The organism is Rhizobium sp. CBN3 (assembly GCF_030518245.1).
Taxonomy (GTDB): Bacteria; Pseudomonadota; Alphaproteobacteria; order Rhizobiales; family Rhizobiaceae; genus Rhizobium; species Rhizobium aethiopicum_A.
In genome coordinates, this window is record NZ_JAULSE010000003.1 from 294,006 (window position 1) to 315,931 (window position 21,926).

Genomic DNA, 21,926 nt, shown 5'->3' on the forward strand with positions numbered 1-21,926 from the left:
TTGGGTATGTGGGTGGTACTCCATACGCCGATATGATGATCCTCACCGCATATCCGGTTCTGGAGCTGTCTGGTGCTTCCGCTAAGCCGCGGACGCTGTGTAAGAGGAAGCCGGTCAGTCTTGTTTTGCCGGTCCGGCTGGTCGAGCCGGCAAACTCCGGCGCCGCCCCGTGCTACCAGGCCGGAAACGGATCTTCGAGAGCCGACCAGTCCCGCGGATCCGAACTGGCCAGGCAGTCGTCCAACGCGCTGCGGATGCCTGTCTCGTCCATATCGACACCAATGAACACGAGTTCCTGCCGACGATCGCCCCAGGCGCTGTCCCATCGGCGCTCGAGATGCTGACGAAACTGCTGATGGCTCGGCCATTCCTGCCGCGGAACGGCCGCCCACCAGAGCCCCATGGGTTCACAGCGTCGTTGCGCTCCGGCCGCCGACATCAGACCGACGTGACGCGGTCGCGTGGCCAGCCAGAAATGACCTTTGGCGCGGATGACCCCCGGCCAGGGCTCGTCCAGGAATGCCCGAAACCGCGTCGGGTCGAAGGGGCGCCTGGTGCGATAGGCAAAGCTCGATATCCCATATTCCTCCGTCTCCGGAACATGATCACCCGGGCTGTACAGTTCCTTGTGCCATAACGGGTGAGCGGCGGCTTTTGCTTCGTCGAAGAGGCCCGTACTGAGAATGGTTGCAAGCGAAACCTTGCCGAAGTCCGTCTCCACCTGGTGCGCATCCGGGTTGAGTGCAGCCACCGTCTTGCGAACTTCCGCGCGAATTTCCTCGGTCGCGTCCGAGATCTTGTTGATCACGACAACGTCGGCAAACTCGATCTGGTCCACCAACAGGTCGATGAGTGTCCGCCGGTCCTCGCCGTCCCGCTGCATGCCGCGATCGCGAAGCAGATCGGCGCTGCTGTAATCAGCCAAAAGGCTTGCGGCGTCCACGACAGTCACCATGGTGTCAAGTTTGGCAAAATCGGAGAGCGAAACGCCGTTCTCGTCGCGGAAGGAAAAGGTGGCAGCGATGGGGCGCGGCTCGGCAATGCCCGTCCCCTCTATCAGCAGATAGTCGTATCGCCCCTCTTCGGCCAGTCGCCGTACTTCCGTCAGGAGGTCATCGCGCAGGGTACAGCATATGCAGCCATTGCTGAGCTCAACCAATGCCTCCGTCGTATGCGACAGGTTGCAGCCGCCGTCTCGAATGAGACTGGCGTCTATGTTCACTTCACTCATATCGTTGACGATGACGGCGACCCTGAGGCCCTGACGATTGGTCAGCACGTGGCTCAGAAGCGTCGTCTTGCCGGCGCCGAGAAAGCCGGCGAGCACTGTCACCGGGAGCCGGCCATTGTTCATCGCTGTCGCTTGAATGGGAGCGGAGGCCGCGTCCCTTTCTGCGATCCGCATTTGCGTCGTGTTAGCCTCATTCGAAACAGATCCTAACCTTATCCCTTGCATCACGCGACCAGTTGCGGCCGGAAGACGACGTCGGCGTAGTAATTGGTTGAATTGTAGCTGTTGGTCGGGAAAAGACCTGCGGTGGCGGAACCGCCATAGGCATAGACGCCATTGCCGCTGGCCGGCGCCGTCAACGGACCGTTGGTGACGGCGGCCGTAAAGAAATTGCTGGTCGCCACGTAAGCGCCGGTCGTGTGATAGGAGGCGACATAGGTGGTATTGGCGGCGATGGTGACTGGGTTTGTGAAGTTCACCGTCTGCCAGCCGCTCGCGGTGGTGGTGGTGAAGGTGGCGGTGGCAAGCTTGGTGCCTGTCGTGGTCCAAAGGTCGACGACATTCTGGCCGTTGTCATTGGCGCTGCGATAGAATCTGATGCCGGTGACATCTCCGGCAACGTTCGACGTGAACTTGACGCCAAGTTCGAGCTGCTGACCATCGTTGAAGGTCCGGCTCGGCGTGCTGGAAGCAGAGAACAGGCTGTAGGTCGTCGGCGCCGTCGACACGGCGATATTGAAGGTCTCGTTGGCCGCAAGGCTGCCGAGATCGGTTGCCGTCACCTTGACGCCGTAAGTGCCAGTTGTCGTCGGCGTGCCGGAGAAGGTGCGTGTCGAGGCGTTGAAGGTTAGCCAGGAAGGCAGGGCCGTGCCATCGGCGGACGTTGCCGCATAGGCGAGCGTGTCGCCGCTGTCGACATCGGTGAAGGTGGTCGTCGGCAGCGTGAAGGAGAAGGCAGAGCCGACGGTGGCATTCTGGGTGGTCGTCTGGACGGCCAGCACCGGTGCATCGTTGGCGCCATGGATGGTGATCGTCAGGTTCGCCGTGGCAGTGGCGCCGGCGCTGTCGCGCATCGTGTAGCTGAAGACATCGCTCAGCGTGTTGGTCGACTGTCGCAGCGCCTGGACGGTCGCATTGTTCTCGTTGACCGCATAGCTATAGGTACCCGATGCATTGAGCACGAGACTGCCATAGGTGCCGTTCAGCGCCGAGCCGAGCGTGCCTGACGTCGCCCCGAAACGAACTGCCGTGACGGTCTTGGTGTCACCGGTATCCGGATCGGTGTCGTTGGTCAGCACGTTGCCGCTCGCAACCACCCCGCCCGAACCATTGGCAACGCCGCCCTTCTCCGTCGCATCCCCTGTGTCGGCAACCGCCGTGGGCGTCGTGTTGCCTGATGTCGACACGGCGATATTGAAGGTCTCGTTGGCGGCAAGGCTGCCGAGATCGGTTGCCGTGACCTTGACGCCGTAAGTGCCTGACGTCGTCGGCGTGCCGGAGAAGGTGCGTGTCGAGGCGTTGAAGGTTAGCCAGGAAGGCAGGGCCGTGCCATCGGCGGACGTTGCCGCATAGGCGAGCGTGTCGCCGCTGTCGACATCGGTGAAGGTGGTCGTCGGCAGCGTGAAGGAGAAGGCAGAGCCGACGGTGGCATTCTGGGTGGTCGTCTGGACGGCCAGCACCGGTGCATCGTTGGCGCCATGGATGGTGATCGTCAGGTTCGCCGTGGCAGTGGCGCCGGCGCTGTCGCGCATCGTGTAGCTGAAGACATCGCTCAGCGTGTTGGTCGACTGTCGCAGCGCCTGGACGGTCGCATTGTTCTCGTTGACCGCATAGCTATAGGTACCCGATGCATTGAGCACGAGACTGCCATAGGTGCCGTTCAGCGCCGAGCCGAGCGTGCCTGACGTCGCCCCGAAACGAACTGCCGTGACGGTCTTGGTGTCACCGGTATCCGGATCGGTGTCGTTGGTCAGCACGTTGCCGCTCGCAACCACCCCGCCCGAACCATTGGCAACGCCGCCCTTCTCCGTCGCATCCCCTGTGTCGGCAACCGCCGTGGGCGTCGTATTCGAGCTCGACGTCGTAAACATCACATCGACCCAATAGTTCGTCGACTGGAAGGTGCTCGTTGGGAACAGGCTGTTGCTGCCATAGGCATAGACGCCGTTGCCGCTGGCCGGCGCCGTGAGCGGACCGCTGGTTACATTTGAGGTGAAGTAGCCGGTCGTCGAGGAATAGTGACCGGTATTGGTATGGTAAGATGCAGTGTAGGTTTGTCCGACCGTCAGCGATACCGGACTGGTGAAATAGGCGGTCTGCCAGCCGCTGGCAGTCTCGTTCGTGAAGGTGAGGGTCGCAATCCGCGTGCCGGTACTTGACCATAGTGAACCGGTATGCGTGCCGGTATCAAGACTGCCCTTATAAAAACGAATGCCGCTGACCGTACCTGCCACGGACGTCTGGAATTTGAAGCCGAGTTCAACCGCCGAGGTATCGTTGGTGTTGACGACCGCTGGTGTCCCCGAACCGAAGAGAGAGGTGTAACTCGGCCCGCTGACGGTGACCGTTCGTCCCGCCGAGGGTGTTTCCAGGTTGACGTTATCATCGACTGCGCGAGACCGGATGGTATAGGTGCCCGTGGTTTGCGGCTGCCAGGTATAAGTCCAGTTCTCATCGCCCGTCGCCGGATGCCAGCTCGCCCCGTTGTCGGTCGAAACCTCGACCGCGGCGATGACCCCGCCTCCGGTGTCGGCAGCGGTGCCGGTAATCGTCACGGTGGATCCAACGGTCGCCGTTGCGGGCACCGTGATGACCGATGTCGGCGCAGTGTGGTCCAACGAAGCGGTCGCGGCGGTGAGCCCGGACTGTAGCGTTCCAGGCTGAATGCCCATGTCAGCAAGCAAATTGACCATTGCCTGCTGTACGCGCGAGTCCGTCCGGGTCGCCGTGAGGTCGTGATTGTCGCTGAGCCCCCATGTCCAGTAGACGGTGCCGGCGCCGAACACCAGCGCGCCGCTGGGGGCGCGATAGAGCGTCAGATTGTGGGTCGCCGTCGCATTGCCGGTCGTGTTTCCGTAATCGAGCAAATAGCTGCTGACTGGAAGCGTCGTCGACGACAGCTTCACCAGGCCAGCCGGATCGAAGCCGTTGTCGGGCGCTTCGTCCCACTCGTAACCGAGATAGTTTTTGGTGAGCGTCGCCGTCTGCCCCGGCTGAAGATTGGCAACGCTCGTATTGCGCCAGAAGCGCAAATTAGCGTCATCATAGCCAACGGTGATCGCGCCGAGATTGCTGCCGACATCGTCGACCTTGAACAGCTGGCCGGTCAGCGAATTCTCCGGATTGCCGCCGCCAATGGCAGGTGGGCTGAAGCGTGGATCGCGGAAGGTGCCTGTCCATTGGTCGGAAGGATCGATATCGCCGCCCGCCCATGTCTCCTTGTAGGTGATCAGGGTGCGGTAAGGCGTGCCGTCGGCGCTATAGGCGTTGCCCCAGCGAGTTCGCCAATAGACCTCGTTACCGCTCCAGAACATCAGGTTGACGCCCGCATCGCGCGCGGCCTCGACATTGGTTCTCTGCTGTCCCGACCAGTATTCGTCATGCCCGGCATCGACATAGGTCTTGTGATTGAGCAAGAGGCTGCCATAGCGGTCGGCGTCGACACCCGACAGGTAGGAGACGTCATAGCCGTTCTGTTCCAGCCAGTAGATGCCCGCATATTCAGCACCGAACAGATAGTCCTGGGGACCGGCGTAAGTGCCGACCCCGCCGCGAGTCGCGATCGGCCTGTTGTAGCTAACGGCATAGGCGCGACCGGCACCCTGCCCTGTCGCCGGACCGTTGCCGCCATAGAGGTTTGCGCCACCCCAACCATTGTAAGCTTGCCAGGTCTCATCCGCGGTCTGGAAGACAACGTCGCTGTGGCTGTCGTCGTCGCGCACGATGAACGGGATGTGATTTTCGCCGGAGGTGCCATCCTGACGGACGAGCTTGGCGATATAGACGCCTGAAACGGCATCATCCGGAACGGTCCAGGACGCCGAGACGGCCCAGTTACCGGCGTCCACCGTGCCGGTCGTCGCATTGCGCAACGGACTAGGTTGGGTCTGCAATCCTGTGTGCTGCATGGTCGCGACCTTGCGCGCCCCCATGCCGCCATAATAGCCGAGCCGATAGATATCGATCCGGTAGTTGGTGGAATTGGTATTGATCTTGAAGCTGATCGTCTTGCCATTATCGACGCTGATATCGGTCGCAAACCCTTCGATGTTGGAGCTGCCGGCACCGTCGATGCCCCACTCGCTCTCCGGATTGCCCTGCTTCTGGTTTTCCAGCACGATCGCGTTGCTGACCGCCGCCGCAGCCGCCAGACTCTGCGTCGTCGAAGACCCCTGCGTGGAAGGCTTAGGTGGCTTCGTCACAGAGCCGGACAGGATACCGATATCCTTGGATTTTGTTCCCGTTCCCGTCTCTCCCCCGCCTGGCAGAGTTCCATTGGTGAGCGCCGCGTCCGACCATGTTGCAGTGCCGGTCCAGCCCGAGAGTGGGGACAAGTCACGATCGAGAAGCGGATCGCTGACCGAGGCGCCGATGGCCTGCTTGATCGTCGCCACATAATCCGGCCCTTCGGTCAGCCTGGTCCCCGGCAATTGACCGTCCTGTTGAAGCAGGGCGCCGCCATGGGCCCAATCGAGAATCCGCGTGGGGGAGGTAAAATAGCCGCACCCGCACACGCCAAAGGGCATGCCGAAGGCCAGCGAATTCGCGCCGGCGTCGTGCGCAGTCGCCTGGCCTGACGGGCTCGATTCGAGAATGACGACCTTGCCCGAATGAGCATGCCCGGCCGCCACCTTAGGAGCCCCACGCCCCGAAGCTGTCGGTGCGGGGCTTTGCGGCAGATAGGGAGCCAGAGGATCGTCGCCCATGGAGCTCATTGCGGTATCGGTGCGCTGAAGGGACGATGCGGCCCCGAACGCAACTCCATCCGCGTGCCATTGGAAACGTGCAAAATCCGGCTTAAGCGCCGACAGCGCGGCCACATCGCCGCTTCGAATTCCCATTTCGCCAGGCGTTGCGAAAGTGTCAGGCAACGGCCGCTCTTCGAGGCTGTTGACCGCGTCGCCGTTCACGTGCGCTCTCTGCCCGCCATCATGCTCGTTGAGGGCCGCATCCTTATAGGGATCGTCGACAAGGGTGCCCTGCTTGTGTCCATCGGCGGTTTGCACAGATGCCGCAAGTTGAGCACTATCCTTATGTTTTTCGGCAGGTTTGCGCGATCTTTCTTTTCCGCCGACGGTCAACCATCGGGGCACCAACGAATCCACCAGAAGTGAGTGCGAAATCCACCGGCGAGCGTTGCGATACATGGCGGGTACCTCTCGCTATATTTATCAGGATCAAATCTATGAGGATCGTTTGACACGACTCTGGGAAGTATAGTCGAAAAATAAGCGAGTATATCCTACGCCTTTCGCTCTACGGGCGCCATCCTTTGGGCAACAGCCGTGTTGTATGAACTAGTGACGGGTGCGACGGGCCGTGAAGCTGCGCCGCGTCCGGTGCAGGGGCTCAAGCCGCGGCGGCGGCTTAGTCCACCATCGCCACTTGGCGGCACTGACGCTGGAAACGCCCAAGCAGGAAGCAACGGACCGGGTCGACCAAGCGATGCAAAGGCCGTCTGCATCGGGGCGCCTTCGATCCGGCACGCCTATGCGATCGCGGTCCTTCACTGCGAGCGCACCTATTCCCGCGTGCATGATCTCGGTGATTTTTCAGGATGATCCCTCTCTGAGATATACGCTCCTGCTCGATTTAGACTGAGGCACCCACCCCATCTCATCAATAGTGATGAGGCAAAGCAAACGACCTTCACCTTCCTCAAGCCTTCGCCAGACGGCACACTAACGATGCGGCTTCGGACCTGCCGGCCGGCGGTCGAACGGCGTGAAGGCATTGGATCAGCATCCGTTCAAGGATGCTTCGCAGGCGAGATATGTATATGAATTCATCGCACCGCATCCCTCAGCTGCTCTTTCGCACGACGTTTGTCATCGGTGCACTCGCATTTCTTGCCGGAGCGGTGTCGCCGGCTCTCGCCGACAGCGCGTTCTTCGCTCCACAAACGAAAATCCGACTGAGCGTCGTGCAATGGATACCGTCCAAGGGTCAGTTTGATCGGTTGGATGGGATCAGTGGGGAATACACTGTTTCGGATTCAGGCATAATTTCCCTGCCCTTTTTGGGGTCGCTGGCGGTCGCCAATCTCGACAATGAGGGCCTTACCATCGAGATTGCCAAGCGCCTTCAGGCGAAAATGGGTCTGACCCAGGCACCTGCAGTGACCATCGACGTTCTGGACTATTCCTCCATTTACGTGGTGGGAGACGTGATGGCGCCGGGAGAATACAAGTTTCGCTCCGGCCTCAGCGTCTTGCAATCCCTCGCCATGAGCGGCGGCCCGTTGCGGGCGGCGGCGCAGCAGCAATCGCAGGCGATCAGGCTTGCCGGCGATTTGCGGGACATTGACCACTCGCTGCTGCGCAGTTCGGCAAAGCTCGCGCGGCTGCAGGCGGAGATGGCCGGTGCGAAGGAGATAGTCTTCGATCAGCCGTCCGCCGCCGATCGGCAATATGCCGAGAGTATCTACGAGGAGGAGCGGGTCATTTTTCAGGCCCGTGCAAGCGCGCTGGACAGACAGTCGGTAGCGCTCGTCGAATTGCGTAATCTCTTGACTGCGGAAATCGAAACGCTGGAAGAAAAGCTGAAAGGCTCGGATGACAATATCCAGTCGGTGGAGGAACAACTGACGAGCGTGAAGACGTTGGTCCAGAAGGGCCTGTCGATCAGCTCACGTCAGATGGATCTGGAACGATTGCTCACCACCTATCGTTCGGATCGGCTCGATCTCGTGACTGCCATCATGCGGGGACGCCAGGCAATCAACGAGACGACGCGCAGTCTCGAGGGCCTCTCCGACACTCGCCGCAACGAGCTCGCTACCGAGCTACAGGCGGAAAAGGCCAACCTCGATCAGCTCAAATTGAAGCGTGACACCACGCAACAGCTGCTTGTCGAAGAACTGGCGAGCGGCGCCAGCGTGAAGAATTACGATGAAGAACTTCCGCTGACGTTCATCGTGAGCCGGCGGGAAAAGGGTGAGGTCAGTCAGTTCCAGGCTTCCGAAATGACGGAGCTGGCACCGGGCGACGTGGTCAAGGTGACTCGGGTACGCACCGCCGATGCGTCATCCGAAGACGCCGCTGCGCTGCCTGTCCAGACAGGGGCGAATGTCAGTCAGGTAAGCCGATGATGACGGGCTGGGGCTTTCGATGACTTTCAGAATGATCCCACCAAGCCAGACCTATACCCAGATCCTCAAATCGACGATGCTGATGGGCGGCTCTTCGCTCGTCAACGTCGCGCTCAGCATCGTCAGAAACAAAGCCATGGCCGTCCTGCTCGGGCCGGAAGGCATCGGGCTGATAGGCCTTTACAGCTCGATCGTGGATATGGCGCAGTCCCTCGCTGGTCTGGGCGTCGGCGGCAGTGGCGTGCGTCAGGTCGCTGAGGCAGCCGGCACCGGCGATACAACCAGGATTGCCCAATCGGCGACCGTACTGAGACGCATATCAGTGGTGCTGGCGCTCTTTGGGGCGCTCCTTCTTGCCGCACTGGCGTATCCTGTCTCAAGTTTCACCTTCGGTGATTACCAGCACGTCGGGGGCATTGTGCTGCTGTCGCTCGCCGTTTTCTTCCGGCTGGTGTCTGCGGGGCAAGGCGCATTGATTCAGGGTATGCGCGGAATCGCGGATCTTGCCCGCATCAACGTGCTTGCCGGGCTCTTCGGTACAGCGGTGAGTATCCCTTTGATCTATCTCTTCGGGGTGCAGGCGATCGCACCGTCGCTTGTGGTCATTGCAGCTGCCTCAATCGTTCCGACGTGGTGGTACAGCCGGCGGATCTTTCCAAATCCATACCCGATGTCGGTGCGCCAGTTCAGCCGGCAGGTGTCGGCTCTGCTCCGGCTCGGGTTCGTCTTTATGGCAAGCGGGCTTCTGACCTTCGGCGCGGCCTATGCCATCCGCATCATCGTGCTGAAGGAAGGCGGCGTCATGGCGGCGGGATTGTATCAAGCTGCCTGGGGTCTCGGCGGTCTCTACGCCGGCTTCATCCTGCAGGCCATGGGGACGGATTTCTATCCTCGCCTGACTGCAATGATCGACAACGATGTCGAATGCAACCGGCTCGTCAACGAACAGGCCGAAGCCAGCATGCTGCTCGCCGGCCCCGGCCTGCTCGGCACGCTGACGCTGGCGCCGCTCATGATGAGCCTGTTCTATTCGGCAGAATTCCACGGTGCAGTCGAACTTCTGCGCTGGATCTGTCTCGGCATGATGCTGCGCATTATTTCCTGGCCGATGGGTTTCATCGTCGTGGCGAAGAACACCCAGGCGATTTTCTTCTGGACTGAGGTTGCGGCTGCAGTCGTGCATGTTGGGCTTGCCTGGCTCCTGGTATCGCTGCTCGGTACCCAAGGAGCCGGCATGGCATTTTTTGGCCTGTATGTCTGGCACGCCATCCTGATCTATGTGATCGTCCGCAAATTGACCGGTTTTCGCTGGTCCGCCGCCAATCGCCGACACGCGTTGCTTTTCTTGCCTGCATCGGGACTGGTATTCCTGATGTTCTCGATTTTGCCGCTGTGGCCGGCGACGGTGATCGGCTTCGTCGCCGTCCTTGTCTGTGGGTTGTATTCACTGCGCATGCTGGTCGACCTGCTTCCGCCGGAGTCCGTGCCGGCCATGATTCGCGGATGGATCACGAAGTCAGCCTAGAGCGATTCAGCTCTTCACGGAAACGTAGGACGATTCTAAGCTTTTGTATTTACCGCAATTCCCCGCAAAAGCGCTTCGCGCTTTGCCTGGGAAAACCGCTTCGCACTTTCCTGGTGTTCTAACGAACAATGCGCGCATCCTCAGATCCGCGCATTGTTTGTTATGCAAATTGACGTATCAGAAGATGGCGTTCAGGCGACAGCGATATCCATGGCACGTTGGACGCCGGCGGCTCCGACGGTCGCCTCCTCAAGGGCTGCGCGAAGTGCCTCAACAACCCTGACGATGTCGAGGTCCGTCATCTGGGCGAAGAGCGGCAGGATTATCGTTTGCTGTTGCGCTGACACGCTTCGCGCCAGGTCAGTGGCGGCTCGATGGACGCTCTGGCCGGAATAGGCTCCTTCCAGATGAATATTCATCACGCCGCGCCTGGTCGATATCCCTTGATCGAGCAGTACCTGCATGACTGCCCGTTGGTCGACGACATCAGGTAATCTCACACAGAAGCTCTGCCAGTTGCTGCGGGCCCAATCAGGCTCCATCGGCAGCGTTAGGCCGGCGATCGTCGAGAGGCGCTCGCAATATTGAGCGGCAATCCGCCTTCGCTCTGCAACCAGCTCCGGCAGCCGGCGGAGCTGTACCCGTCCGACCGCGGCCTGGAGGTCGGTCATGCGATAGTTGTAGCCCAGTTCATCATAGTCCTCGAAAATCACCTGTTTCGAGCCGTGGCGGACAGCGTCGGTGACGCTCATGCCATGCTGGCGCCACAGCCGGAATTTTCGGTCATATTCCGGATTCACAGTCGTCAGCATGCCGCCATCACCCGTCGTGACGACCTTTCGGGGATGGAAGGAGAAGCAGGCAATGTCGCCATGCGGCTTGCCGATCTTTTCCCAACGCCCGTCCCAAAGGATTTCGCTTCCCGTCGCACAGGCCGCATCTTCGATAACCGGTATCGAATGGCGCTTGCCGATCTCCACGATCGAACGGAGATCGCAGGGCATGCCGAGCTGATGCACGCACAGGATTGCCTTGGTGCGGGGCGTGATTGCCGTTTCGATCAAGCCGGGGTCGATATTATAGCCATCCGGCTCGATATCGACGAAGACGGGCACCGCATCGCAGTATCGAACGGCGTTCGCGGTGGCGATGAACGAATGGCTGACAGTAATGACTTCATCGCCGGCACGGATGCCGACCGCCATCAAGGCGAGATGAAGCGCGGTTGTGCAGTTGGAAACGGCACAAGCGTGCTCGGAGCCGACGAAGGCTGCGAATTCCTTCTCAAATGCCGCGACTTCCGGCCCTTGCGTCACCCACCCCGACAGGATAACGCGGCGCGTGGCCTCAGCCTCTTCCTCTCCGAGAACGGGTTTGGCGACGGGAATCGTCGATGACAACGGGCTCATGCTGCCTGGCCTCCTGCCGAAGCAGTCTTCGACTGCCACCACTCGACAAGGTCACGAAGCCCCTGCTCCATCGAGATTTCCGCCTTGAAGCCCAGGAGCCTTTCGGCCTTGCTGATATCGGCAAGACGACGGGTGACGCCGTTGACGGCGCGCGCCTCTTTGTGCTGCGGCTCGAGTGAGGATCCCATGATGTCGCTCAGCATCTGCGCGAGTTCCAGCAGGCTTATTTCCCTGCCGCTCGCGACGTTGAACACCTCGTCCGTAACGTCGCTCTTTGCCGCCAGCATGTTTGCCCGCGCGATATCGCGTGCATCGACGAAGTCCATCGTCTGGCTGCCGTCTCCATAGACGAGCGGCGGCATTCCGGCTGCCAGGCGTTCCATCCAGCGGATCAGAACTTCCGTATAGGCGCCGTAAACGTCCATTCTCGGCCCGTAGACGTTGAAATAGCGCAGCGCCACATAGCGCAGGCCATACATTTCCGCGAAACTGCGCAATAGACCCTCGTTGAAGGTCTTGGCCGCGCCGTAGATCGTCCGGTTATTGTAGGGATGATGCTGCTCGGTCGTGGGGAAGCTTTCGGCAAGCCCCAGCACGGAGGCGGAGGAAGCAGCAACGACCTTCGACACGCCAGCCTTGACCGCAGCTTCGAGGACGTTGAACGTGCCCTCGGCCAGAACATCGAAGGCGAGCCGCGGTTCTTCCGCGCATTGCGTGATGCGGATCGCAGCCTGGTGAAAGACGATGTCGACGCCGTCGAAGGTTTTCGCCAGAAGTGCCCTGTCGCGGATATCGCCCTCGATGATGTTGACGGAGCCGCTTGATATTGCCGTGCTGAGATTGTCCCGGCGCCCACGCACGAAATTGTCGAGGACGATGATCTCGCGAGGTTTCTCCAATGCGACAAGATCGGCAATATGCGAACCGATCAGACCGGCACCGCCGGTTATGAGCACTCGTTTGTTTCTCATGATCTTCCCTCACGCGACATGTTCGTCATCGGATCATTCTCCGAACGCCGACGTATGAATTTCGCCGGTACACCGGCGGCGACCGAGAACGGCTCGACGTCGGAAACGACGACTGCTCCGGCTCCAACGATCGCCCCCTTCCCGATGGTCACGCCGGGAAGAATGGTCGCATTCGTTCCGATATCGGCCTCTGCACAGATGCGTACCGGCTTGATTTCAAGATCCGTACGGATGATCGGCACGTCTATCGGCAGTGCGGTGTGGGTCGAGCCAAGCACCTTGGCGCCCGGCCCCCATCCGACAGAATCCTCGATCACCAGGTCGCGCGCGTCGAAATAGGCCATCGGGCCGATCCAGACATTGTCGCCGATGACGCAAGTGCCATCGTAGCGTCCCTGGATGTAGGCCTGAGCGCCGATGAACACGCCATTGCCGATTTCGAACGTTTCCGGATGTTTGAAACCGGCGCCGCTTGCGACCTGCAGACCTTCGCCGCAACTCCGTGTGATAGCCTGCCAGATGGCTTTGCGCATCAGCGCGTCGACGACGCCGTCGCCTGTCGCGAAGCGGCCGTAGAGTTCGATCAGGCCGGCGCGCCCATATGATTGCCTGAGTTCTTCGGCGAGCCCCGCCTGATAGGCTGGATCTGCCGGCTTCTGGCCGCGGCCGTGGACGGCCTGCACGACGCGAGCCTCGCGTGGACTAGCTGACATAGGCATACTCCAGCGCAGCCGCGACCTGATCGACGTGCTGTACGGGCATTTCAGGATAGATCGGCAAGGAGAGAACCTCGCGTGCGGCGGCTTCCGACACCGGGAAGTCGCCGGCTTGGTAACCGAGGTCGGCATGGGCCTTCTGCAAATGAACGGGAATAGGGTAGTGCAGACCGGATGGAATGCCCTCTGCTGTGAGCACGCGTTGCAGGCCATCGCGATCGTGGCTTCTGATGGCGTAGACATGGTAGACATGCCGCCGCTCCGGCACTTCGACAGGCGTTCGCAAATGCGGCGATCCTGCAAGCAGGGAGGAGTAGCGGCGGCCATGCGAACGACGGGCTTCGGTCCAGGCTTCGAGATGCCGGAGCTTGACGCGCAGAATGGCTCCCTGGATGGCGTCCATGCGATAGTTGAAGCCCTTCAGCAGATGGTGATAGCGCTGCTCCTGACCCCAATCCCGCAGCATGCGCATTGTCTTGGCCTGCTCATCGCTGTTCGTGACGGCGATCCCGCCCTCGCCGCAGGCGCCGAGGTTCTTGCCCGGATAGAAGCTGAAGCAGCCAGATGCGCCGATGCTGCCGGCGCGCGCGCCCTTATACCGGGCGCCATGTGCCTGGCAGGCGTCCTCGATGACCGGAATCTGGTGGTGATCAGCGACTGCCATGATGCCATCCATGTCCGCCATCTGACCGTAGAGATGGACGGGGATGATGGCCTTGGTCCGGGAGGTGATCTTCGCCTCGAGCTGAGCCGGATCCATGGTCAGCGTCACCGGCTCGACATCGACGAATACGGGTGTTGCGCCGGTATAGCAGATCGCCGACACGGTCGCGACAAAGGTGAACGGCACGGTGATGACTTCATCGCCGGGACCAATGCCCGCCGCAAGCAAGGACAGATGCAGGGCACTCGTCCCGGTGTTGACGGCGATCGCGTGTTTGACATTGCAATAATCCGCGAATTCCTGCTCGAGGCGGATGACTTCCTCGCCCAGTATGTATTGCCCAGAGGCGAGCACGCCGAGCACGGCGGCGTCGATTTCGCTCTTGATCGATTGATATTGTGCTCTGAGGTCCAGAAAGGGGATCATGCGATGCGCCTCGCCTCTTCGAGCTCGACGATACGACCGCGCTGTGCGAGCGACCGGCTTGCGGCTTCAAGGACTCGAACGACACGCAACCCGGCATGCCCGTCCGTAATGGGGCGGGAATTCTGCTCGATGCACTCGACGAAGTGATCCAGTTCGCGCTTCAATGCCTCGGTCATATCGAGCTTGGGCGCCCACATATCGCCGCTGCGGTAGCCGACCAGCATCTGATGCACCTTCTCGCCATACGCATCGGAATTTGGGCACATGGTGATGCCCTTGTCATAGACCTTGATCTTTTCGCTGGGCTCGAGATCGTCATAGACGATCATCTTGTTGCTGCCGCCGATCAGCGTGCGGCGCACCTTGACCGGCGCCAGCCAATTGACGTGGATGTGCGCGATGAGCTTGCTCTCGAAAAAGAGCGTCAGATAGGCGATGTTCTCCGGCTCGCCGAGCACGTGGCTCATGCCCGTCGCAGAGACAGCCACCGGTTTTTCCTGCAGGACGTGGTCCAGGATGGAAAGGTCGTGCACGGCGAGGTCCCAGATGACGCTGACATCATGCTGGAAGAGCCCGAGATTGACCCGAACCGAGTCATAATAATACATGTCGCCAAGGCCGCTTTCGACCAGTTCGCGCATTTTGCGCACGGCGCCGGTGTGGACGAAGGTATGATCCACGGCCAGCACGAGGCGTCGGCGCGCAGCTTCGTCGACCATTCGCGAGGCTTCTTCCGCCGTCGCTGCCATCGGCTTTTCGACGAAGACATGCTTTCCGGCCATCATCGCCTGCATTGCAAGCTTGAAATGCGTCGAGACCGGCGTCGCGATGGCGATCGCATCCACTCTCGGATCGCGCAAGACTTCCTCGAAATTGTCGGTGACCGTTGTTGCGGGGTACCGGCTTTTGACGGCTCCCAACCGTTCGACATTGAGATCACAGACTGAAACAAGGTGGGCGCCGGCCGCTTCCGAGATGTTACGAACCAGATTCGGACCCCAATACCCATATCCGACAACAGCGATACCGATCATTCCATTTCTCCCAACGCAAACATATCCACCGGTCCGTCATTGACGCGGCCGATCACCCGAGCCGGAACGCCCGCGACGATGGCGCCGTCAGGCACGTCCTTTGTTACAACCGCTCCGGCGCCGACCTGCGCGGCCTCTCCGATGGTCACGCCAGGCAGAATGGTGGCATTGCTGCCGATCGAAGCGTGGCGCTTGACCAAAGTGGGGATGAGTATCCAGTCGGTCTCCGTTTGGAGGCTGCCGTCCGGGTTAACGGCGCGCGGGTAGGTGTCGTTCGTAAACATGACCCCGTGGCCGATGAACACGCCGTCTTCCAGCGTCACGCCCTCACAGAGGAAGGAATGGCTGGAAATCTTGCAGTCTCTCCCGACCACGACATTCTTCTGGATTTCGACAAAGGTGCCGATGCGCGTTCCTGCGCCGATCGTGCAGCCATACAGATTCACGAGATCTCGATGGTGAATGACGCTGCCGTCACCCAGCTTGACATCTGATGCAATCATCCCTGAAAACCCCTACTACTCCTGACAGGGCCCGATTTTCAGTTGAAACAAACAATCGGGCGATTGCGTCCAAGGTTTCAAACCAACAGGACAAATATTTCCCTACACTTCAAAGAGAATTGTTTTCGTCATCCGAGTAAAGAAACAAAACGGTTAAGCTCACTCACCTAAAGGCGTATCTACTTATGACGACTTACGCCCTGGCTAACGCTATCGACCAGCACTGGTGGCTGGGGTCACCTCCCGCGCGCAATGCGGGCCTACGCTGGAGACAGCGATTGTTTCCATGCATTTAGTGGCTTGTCATAAAACTGATATGTAAAAACAGAGACTATCCTGCGGGGAATCCAGTAAGACCTAAGTCTATACTCATGATTACCTTCCAATTTCCAGCCATTTATGGAAGTTGTGCTGTACTTAGCCTATATTAGCTACTGTAACGTTCCGCGAATTGTGGTATTCGATTCCTACTTTAGAGTTTCCTAAACCCCCGTATTGAGAGGGGTCGGTACTCGGGTCGTAGTGAAGCGTAACGTGTTAGAGGGAGGGTGAAGCTGTGAATTCAGCACTTATACCGAATTTGGACCTCAGGCAGGAAAACGTAGCTCTTCCCCTTAATAACGCGCACACACTTGCCCTGTCGGCAGGACAGACGCATTCGCTCGTCATTCTCGATAATCGCGAACTTGATCGTCAATGCCTGGCGCAATGCATGGCTGCCCAAAAGGCGGATTTGCAGATTCTGGCGTTTGGATCGATTGAGGAGTGGAAGCAGAAGCGCGACGAATACGCTCCGCTTGCGGCAATCCTCTTGAACGTCGGCGGCAAGAAGGTCGATGAACCGGCCGTTTCGGAGCAAATCCGGAAACTTTCGTCGGAATTCGCGTCTACACCCCTTATCGTATTGGCCGATAGCGACGACTTCGGCCAAATCGTTAGGGCTCTTGAGTACGGCGCCAAAGGGTTCATACCCGCCTCGGTCAGCGTCAGCGTCTGCATGGAGCTGATCGCGCTGTCGGTGGCAGGAGGAATATTCGTGCCTGCAAGCGCCCTGTTCGCCATGCGTCACCTGCTGGACTCGAGCAACTCGACGGCCCGCCCGCTCTCCGGCATCTTCACCGATCGTCAGGCAGAAGTGGTGGAGGCGCTCCGGCGCGGAAAGGCGAACAAGATCATCGCCTACGAGCTCAATCTCCGAGAGAGCACCGTCAAGGTGCATGTTCGCAACATCATGAAAAAGGTCAAAGCGACCAACAGAACGGAAGTTGTTTTCAAACTCAACGACTTGTTCCAAAGTGGTGTTCCGGCGTGAGCGTGAATACGGCGATGCGCTGATATAATTCTTGGGGTAAATCTTTTCGTATTTTGCAGCACATTTGTGCTCAAATCACCCGGTGGCGCGAAATGCGTCACCGGTTCTTTTTGATATCGGGCAGGTTGTCGCGTATGGCGTGAAGAGCGATCGAGCGCTCAGCTGCCGACCGTTGTTCCCGTACTTGCAGATGAACTAACCCGGTTCCTGCGCATGCATCCTGCAACTCGTCGCGCGACGGACTTCAAGACGTACCAATACTTCGGCCCGATCGTTTGCTTGCAGACCAATTTGAACCAGGGCAACGAATTTCGCAGCTCAGGAGAGACCTCCAGGGCAAAACGCTGAATGGCCGCGGCCGTTGCGAGGTCGAAGTTGTTGAAGGCGATGCCAGCCTGTTGAAGCGCCTTATTTCCGAGCTCCCTGGCAAGAAAGCGTCTCAGCATCTGATCCTTTTTGAGGCCATCTGTCGCTTGGCTAAACAGGGCATCAAAAGCCTTTTTTCTTTGCAGAAGGTCGGAAAGAATGTTTTCTCCATAGTATTGCAGTGACATATTCGAAGCATGTCGGCGATATACTGCTTGATCCTCTTTGATGAAGCCTACATCAGCATGTGATGCGAGCCGCAGCCACATTTCCATATCGCCGGCATGCGGTAGCTCCTTACGATAGCCGCCAACCTGCTTTTGCAGCGCCGTCCTCACGACAGCCGTCGGCGTTGGAACGAGATTGCTTGCCCCACTCAACCGAATGAATTGCGGACCGGACAAGACCTGCATGGGACGCATGTTATTGTCGCCGAGAGGATCAGCGCGGCTCGTATTACCGTCCGGCTCAGCTATGAGCGCGTCCCCGAACGCCATCCCCACATTCGGATAAGTGCGCATCAGTTCCGCCGCGCGGCCCAGCGAGCCCGGCAAAAGATAATCATCCGCAGAAAGAAGCAGGAATAAGTCACCGCCGGCCCAATCGATTCCCTCATTGTAGGTGGCGATGTGGCCCATGTTTGTCGTGTGCCGCCGATAAGTGACCCGGTCATCCCGGGACGCCAGCGCCTTTCCGACTTCCGGTGTATTGTCCGGCGAGCAGTCATCCAGAATAAGCACGCGCACATCGACGCCTGCTTGTGAAAGGACGCTCTCAACAGACTCCTGCAGGAAATGAGCGTAGTTATAGCAGGGAATGACGACATCAACACGTTGCAAACTTATTCCTCCGCTGGCACAGCGCCACGCTTGGTTCGACAGATCTTCCGCCCGCGGCATCGTCTTGTTGTTAGGTGGCCTTAGTTTCCCGCTCGCAGCTGCATTGAGAGATGTTTCCGCCTCGGCACTCATGTTTTGGCTCCGAGATAGGAATACGGGGAAAGTCTTGACAGCGCATATTGACCCACCAGCTTTGCTACCGTGCGCCGCCTGAGCGGGAAGCCGAAATCCTGCCAGATGCGCCAGCGGTCTCGAACCGGAAGGGACTTGAACCAGTAGTAGGGCTGGTCAGTGAACGCGAGGGTCTTGCTGCCCGCGGGGGCAGGTTCACCCATCCGCTTATAGTCGGCTTCCCAAGTCGTGCGGTAACAGACCGTCGAGATCGGCTCATGAGAGCGCGACAGCCCAGAGCTCCGTATCGAGCTCCAATAGACAGAATCTCCCACTGGATAGAGTTCCCTCGGCATGTGAGCCCAACGCGCGATGATCGGCAGGCACGGCCGCGTGAGAAACAAGCAGTTCGTATCCACGTGCGTGCGGCCGTCGCTTTTTGAGTCGTCGAACATGTAGGTACCGTCTGCGCGATGCATCGAACGTCTCGATGAGCAAACCGCAGCACCGGTACGGTGGTGAAGTTCAAGCAGACGCTGGATGTGGTCGGATCTGTACCAGTTGTCCGCATCGAGAAACGCCACCGCGTCATAACCCTGGGCGAAGGCGCTGAGGCTGCCGATCACGCGAGCCATGTTGCCCGCGTCGCCGTGAGCATTGGGCAGGATGAAATGTTTTGCGCCCCAGCAACCGACGGAACTGTTCGGAAAGCCGTCGGCAACAAAGACATGGTCGCATGCAACGGTTTGGTCGACAACGCTCGCCCGGCACTGCTCAAGGAGTTCGTTAGGCTCCTTGTAATATGGTGTAATAACAGCAACGCGCATTGCCCATGTCCTCGGTGTTTTTGCGGCGATTTGCACGTCCGACGATCGCCGCCCCTTTTTACAAACCGCGATATGGGCTCGGTTCAGTAAACCCAAACCGAGCCATGATTTGCGCTTTGGCGTTGCCGATCACGTTCCCAAGGGCGCAGCGTGCGGAACGGGAACGCCGACGGCCGGAGCAGGCGGACTGGTGAAGGCCATCTGCGGAAATCTGACGCCGGGCATGCTTCTGGCCTCGCCGGAAAGCTTCCACTCGAAATAGGCGATCGTTCTTTCGAGCCCTTGGCGCAGGCTCACCGTCGGCTGCCAGCCCAGTTCCTGCTTTGCCCGGCTGATATCGGGCTTGCGCTGGGTCGGATCGTCGATCGGCAGGGGTTTGAAGACGATGCTTGATTTCGATCCGGTCATGTCGATGACCATTTCGGCCAGTTCCCGGACCTGGAATTCTCCCGGGTTGCCGAGATTGATCGGACCCGTTACGCCAGCCGGCGTACCCATCAGGCGGATAAAGCCCTCGATCAGATCGTCGACATAGCAGAAGGAGCGCGTTTGCGTGCCGTTGCCGAAGATGGTGATCGGCTCGTTTTGAAGCGCCTGGACGATGAAATTGGAGACGACGCGGCCGTCATTGGTCTGCATTCGTGGCCCGTAGGTATTGAAGATCCGCGCCACCCGGATTTCCACGCCATATTGACGGTGATAGTCGAAGAACAGTGTCTCGGCGCACCGCTTGCCTTCGTCATAGCATGCCCGCGGGCCTATGGGACTGACGCTTCCGCGATACTCCTCGGGCTGCGGGTGAACCGCCGGATCGCCATAGACCTCGCTTGTCGATGCCTGGAAGATCTTTGCCTTGGTGCGCTTGGCCAGGCCGAGCATATTGATCGCCCCATGCACATTGGTCTTCACCGTCTGCACCGGATCGTGCTGGTAGTGGACCGGAGATGCCGGGCAGGCGAGGTTGTAGATCTCATCGACCTCTACATAAAGCGGGAATGTGATGTCGTGGCGGAGTATCTCGAAACGAGGATCGTCAAGAAGGTGCAATACGTTATCGCGCGAGCCGGTATAGAAATTGTCCACGCAGAGGACGTCATTGCCCTCTCGCAAAAGCCTTTCGCACAGGAATGATCCCAGAAATCCGGTGCCGCCGGTAACCATAATTCGCTTCTGTCCGTGCATTGATTTGCTCCGTTGTTAATGTTTGCCCACAGGGATGGAGAACATGTCAGCAAGCTCCCTTGCCTTTCAGGACCGCAGGAATTGTGCTGAGAAGGATGTGCCAGTCGAACCACAAGGATCGATTGTCGATGTAGAACTCATCGAGTTGCTGCTGCAGTTCGATATCCGCGTTGCTTCGTTCGGATATCTGCCAAAGCCCCGTCAGCCCCGGCGTTACCGAGCGCCGCTTGGCACGAAACTCGCTATCCATCGCCGAAAGGTGATATTCCGGGAAGGGACGCGGTCCCACGAAGGACATCTCTCCTGCAATGATGTTCACCAGCTGCGGGAGTTCGTCGAAACTCGATGAGCGAAGGACATGCCCGATCACCGGCAGGATGCGCGGATCCTGCCGAAGCTTGAAGTGGTTAGACCACTCGGCTTGTATGTCCGGATTGTCCCGGAACAATGTTTCGAGGCGCTGTTCCGCATCTCTGTACATCGTTCTCAGTTTCAGGACGCGCACCGGTTTGCCGGACAAGCCTTCCCTGGCGTGTCTGAAGAAGACGGGACCCGGATCGATGGCATAGATCGCGGCGGCGGCAACCAGAATGCAGGGCATCAGCACCAGCGTCGCAGGGATAGCGATCACGAGATCGAGGACTCGACGAACCAGGTTCGAGCTTGCCGATCTCCCGCCAACGGCCAAGCGAACACCGATCTCTCCGCCGACGTCCGCCGGTCGCAATCCGGTTATCTTGAGGTTCGGCGTGTCGGAGAGGAGGATGACTTCGGCGAACTGCCGACGCATCGTTGCCAACTCGGCGATAAATGAGCCCGTATCATCAGCGATCAAGGCAATCGACGGCCCGTTGTCGGCTAATACTTCCGAAGTATCGGGAGAAAAGGATTCCGGCCGAATGCCGTAGTGCCAATGCTCTGAGAAATACGCCATGAGCGAGGGGATACGATTGCGGGCACCGACGATCACCGCCCGCTCACCCCAGATACCAAGCCTCCAGGACAGTCCTCGTGCGGCCCCGCGCATAAGAGGTTGAACAACCAATCCGAGGCCAAGGAAGCCGATGATCGGAAACAGCAGTCCTAGCCCTTCCGGCAGAAGGATCGCCCCAAGCGCTGCTATGATGGACACCTTGAAGGACGCCGTCGTGCGGCGGCGCAGATGTTCGTGGTCGTGAAGTCGATATCCGGGATAGAGCCCGTTCGATGCATAAAGAACGATCGCTGCCAGTGCTGCGAGAGCGAAAGCGCGCTCCAGCACCATTTTCTCCGAACCGTGCGGAAGAAACGGCAGGAGAAGAAGATAGGCTATCAGATAGCTTGCGATGTCGCCGGCAACCAGAAATGACGACGTAGCAAGCCGAGGCAACCTGCGCCTGAATGGAACCGGTATCTTCAGCCCTGCCCGCGTGCTGAATTCGGCGGTCGGCGTGGGGTTTGCCACGAAAGGGTTCGCCTTCCGCAGGTCGGACGTGATTGCTGACGGCGCAAATAGGGACAT

The 21,926-nt window shown here is 59.4% G+C and carries 15 protein-coding genes; 3 read left to right on the forward strand and 12 right to left on the reverse strand.

The features are described 5' to 3' along the window. Positions 1-172 precede the first annotated feature (172 nt). The gene (locus QWJ46_RS06765) at positions 173-1,354 is read right to left on the reverse strand and encodes a GTP-binding protein (protein ID WP_302749997.1); all 1,182 of its coding nucleotides are present in this window, start codon (positions 1,352-1,354) and stop codon (positions 173-175) included. A 101-nt stretch (positions 1,355-1,455) separates the two neighbouring features. Then, complete coding sequence (locus QWJ46_RS06770; RefSeq protein ID WP_302749998.1) at positions 1,456-6,597, reverse strand: DUF4082 domain-containing protein; 5,142 nt, start codon at positions 6,595-6,597, stop codon at positions 1,456-1,458. A gap of 626 nt (positions 6,598-7,223) precedes the next feature. Here QWJ46_RS06770 and QWJ46_RS06775 point away from each other — a divergent pair. Further along, positions 7,224-8,540, forward strand: coding sequence for a polysaccharide biosynthesis/export family protein (locus QWJ46_RS06775; protein ID WP_302749999.1), 1,317 nt, complete (start codon positions 7,224-7,226; stop codon positions 8,538-8,540). A gap of 19 nt (positions 8,541-8,559) precedes the next feature. Then, positions 8,560-10,065 (forward strand): O-antigen translocase, encoded by a 1,506-nt coding sequence (locus tag QWJ46_RS06780; protein ID WP_302750000.1) that lies wholly within the window; start codon positions 8,560-8,562, stop codon positions 10,063-10,065. Positions 10,066-10,256: 191 nt separating this feature from the next. Here QWJ46_RS06780 and QWJ46_RS06785 read toward each other — a convergent pair whose 3' ends face one another. From QWJ46_RS06785 to QWJ46_RS06810, 6 genes are read right to left on the reverse strand one after another with little or no spacing between them, the layout of a single operon-like run. After that, positions 10,257-11,474 carry a DegT/DnrJ/EryC1/StrS aminotransferase family protein gene (locus QWJ46_RS06785; protein ID WP_302750001.1) on the reverse strand — a complete coding sequence of 406 codons (1,218 nt, stop codon included), beginning with the start codon at positions 11,472-11,474 and terminating at the stop codon, positions 10,257-10,259. Beyond that, the gene (locus QWJ46_RS06790) at positions 11,471-12,445 is read right to left on the reverse strand and encodes an NAD-dependent epimerase/dehydratase family protein (protein ID WP_302750002.1); all 975 of its coding nucleotides are present in this window, start codon (positions 12,443-12,445) and stop codon (positions 11,471-11,473) included. The genes QWJ46_RS06785 and QWJ46_RS06790 overlap by 4 nt, the downstream gene beginning before the upstream one ends. Beyond that, on the reverse strand, positions 12,442-13,158 hold the full coding sequence (locus QWJ46_RS06795) for a DapH/DapD/GlmU-related protein (protein ID WP_302750004.1): 717 nt from the start codon (positions 13,156-13,158) through the stop codon (positions 12,442-12,444). Before QWJ46_RS06795 ends, QWJ46_RS06790 begins: the two co-directional genes overlap by 4 nt. After that, positions 13,148-14,251 carry a DegT/DnrJ/EryC1/StrS aminotransferase family protein gene (locus tag QWJ46_RS06800; RefSeq protein ID WP_302750006.1) on the reverse strand — a complete coding sequence of 368 codons (1,104 nt, stop codon included), beginning with the start codon at positions 14,249-14,251 and terminating at the stop codon, positions 13,148-13,150. The genes QWJ46_RS06795 and QWJ46_RS06800 overlap by 11 nt, the downstream gene beginning before the upstream one ends. Beyond that, complete coding sequence (locus QWJ46_RS06805; protein WP_184453373.1) at positions 14,248-15,285, reverse strand: Gfo/Idh/MocA family protein; 1,038 nt, start codon at positions 15,283-15,285, stop codon at positions 14,248-14,250. Before QWJ46_RS06805 ends, QWJ46_RS06800 begins: the two co-directional genes overlap by 4 nt. Next, the gene (locus QWJ46_RS06810; RefSeq protein WP_302750009.1) at positions 15,282-15,788 is read right to left on the reverse strand and encodes an acyltransferase; all 507 of its coding nucleotides are present in this window, start codon (positions 15,786-15,788) and stop codon (positions 15,282-15,284) included. Before QWJ46_RS06810 ends, QWJ46_RS06805 begins: the two co-directional genes overlap by 4 nt. Before the next feature lie 556 nt (positions 15,789-16,344). Here QWJ46_RS06810 and QWJ46_RS06815 point away from each other — a divergent pair. Continuing rightward, positions 16,345-17,100: a response regulator transcription factor gene (locus QWJ46_RS06815; RefSeq protein WP_064801485.1), complete on the forward strand. Its 756-nt coding sequence runs from the start codon at positions 16,345-16,347 to the stop codon at positions 17,098-17,100. Between the two features lie 158 nt (positions 17,101-17,258). Here the strand turns inward: QWJ46_RS06815 and QWJ46_RS06820 are convergent, their stop codons facing one another. The 4 genes from QWJ46_RS06820 to QWJ46_RS06835 all read right to left on the reverse strand — a co-directional run bounded on the left by QWJ46_RS06820 (position 17,259) and on the right by QWJ46_RS06835 (position 21,926). After that, complete coding sequence (locus tag QWJ46_RS06820; protein WP_302750271.1) at positions 17,259-18,305, reverse strand: glycosyltransferase; 1,047 nt, start codon at positions 18,303-18,305, stop codon at positions 17,259-17,261. Between the two features lie 128 nt (positions 18,306-18,433). Further along, on the reverse strand, positions 18,434-19,243 hold the full coding sequence (locus tag QWJ46_RS06825; protein ID WP_302750011.1) for a glycosyltransferase family 2 protein: 810 nt from the start codon (positions 19,241-19,243) through the stop codon (positions 18,434-18,436). Positions 19,244-19,372: 129 nt separating this feature from the next. Further along, a complete protein-coding gene (locus QWJ46_RS06830; protein ID WP_184453379.1) occupies positions 19,373-20,425 on the reverse strand; it encodes a UDP-glucuronic acid decarboxylase family protein in 1,053 nt (350 codons plus the stop codon). Between the two features lie 46 nt (positions 20,426-20,471). Next, the gene (locus tag QWJ46_RS06835) at positions 20,472-21,926 is read right to left on the reverse strand and encodes a sugar transferase (protein ID WP_302750014.1); all 1,455 of its coding nucleotides are present in this window, start codon (positions 21,924-21,926) and stop codon (positions 20,472-20,474) included.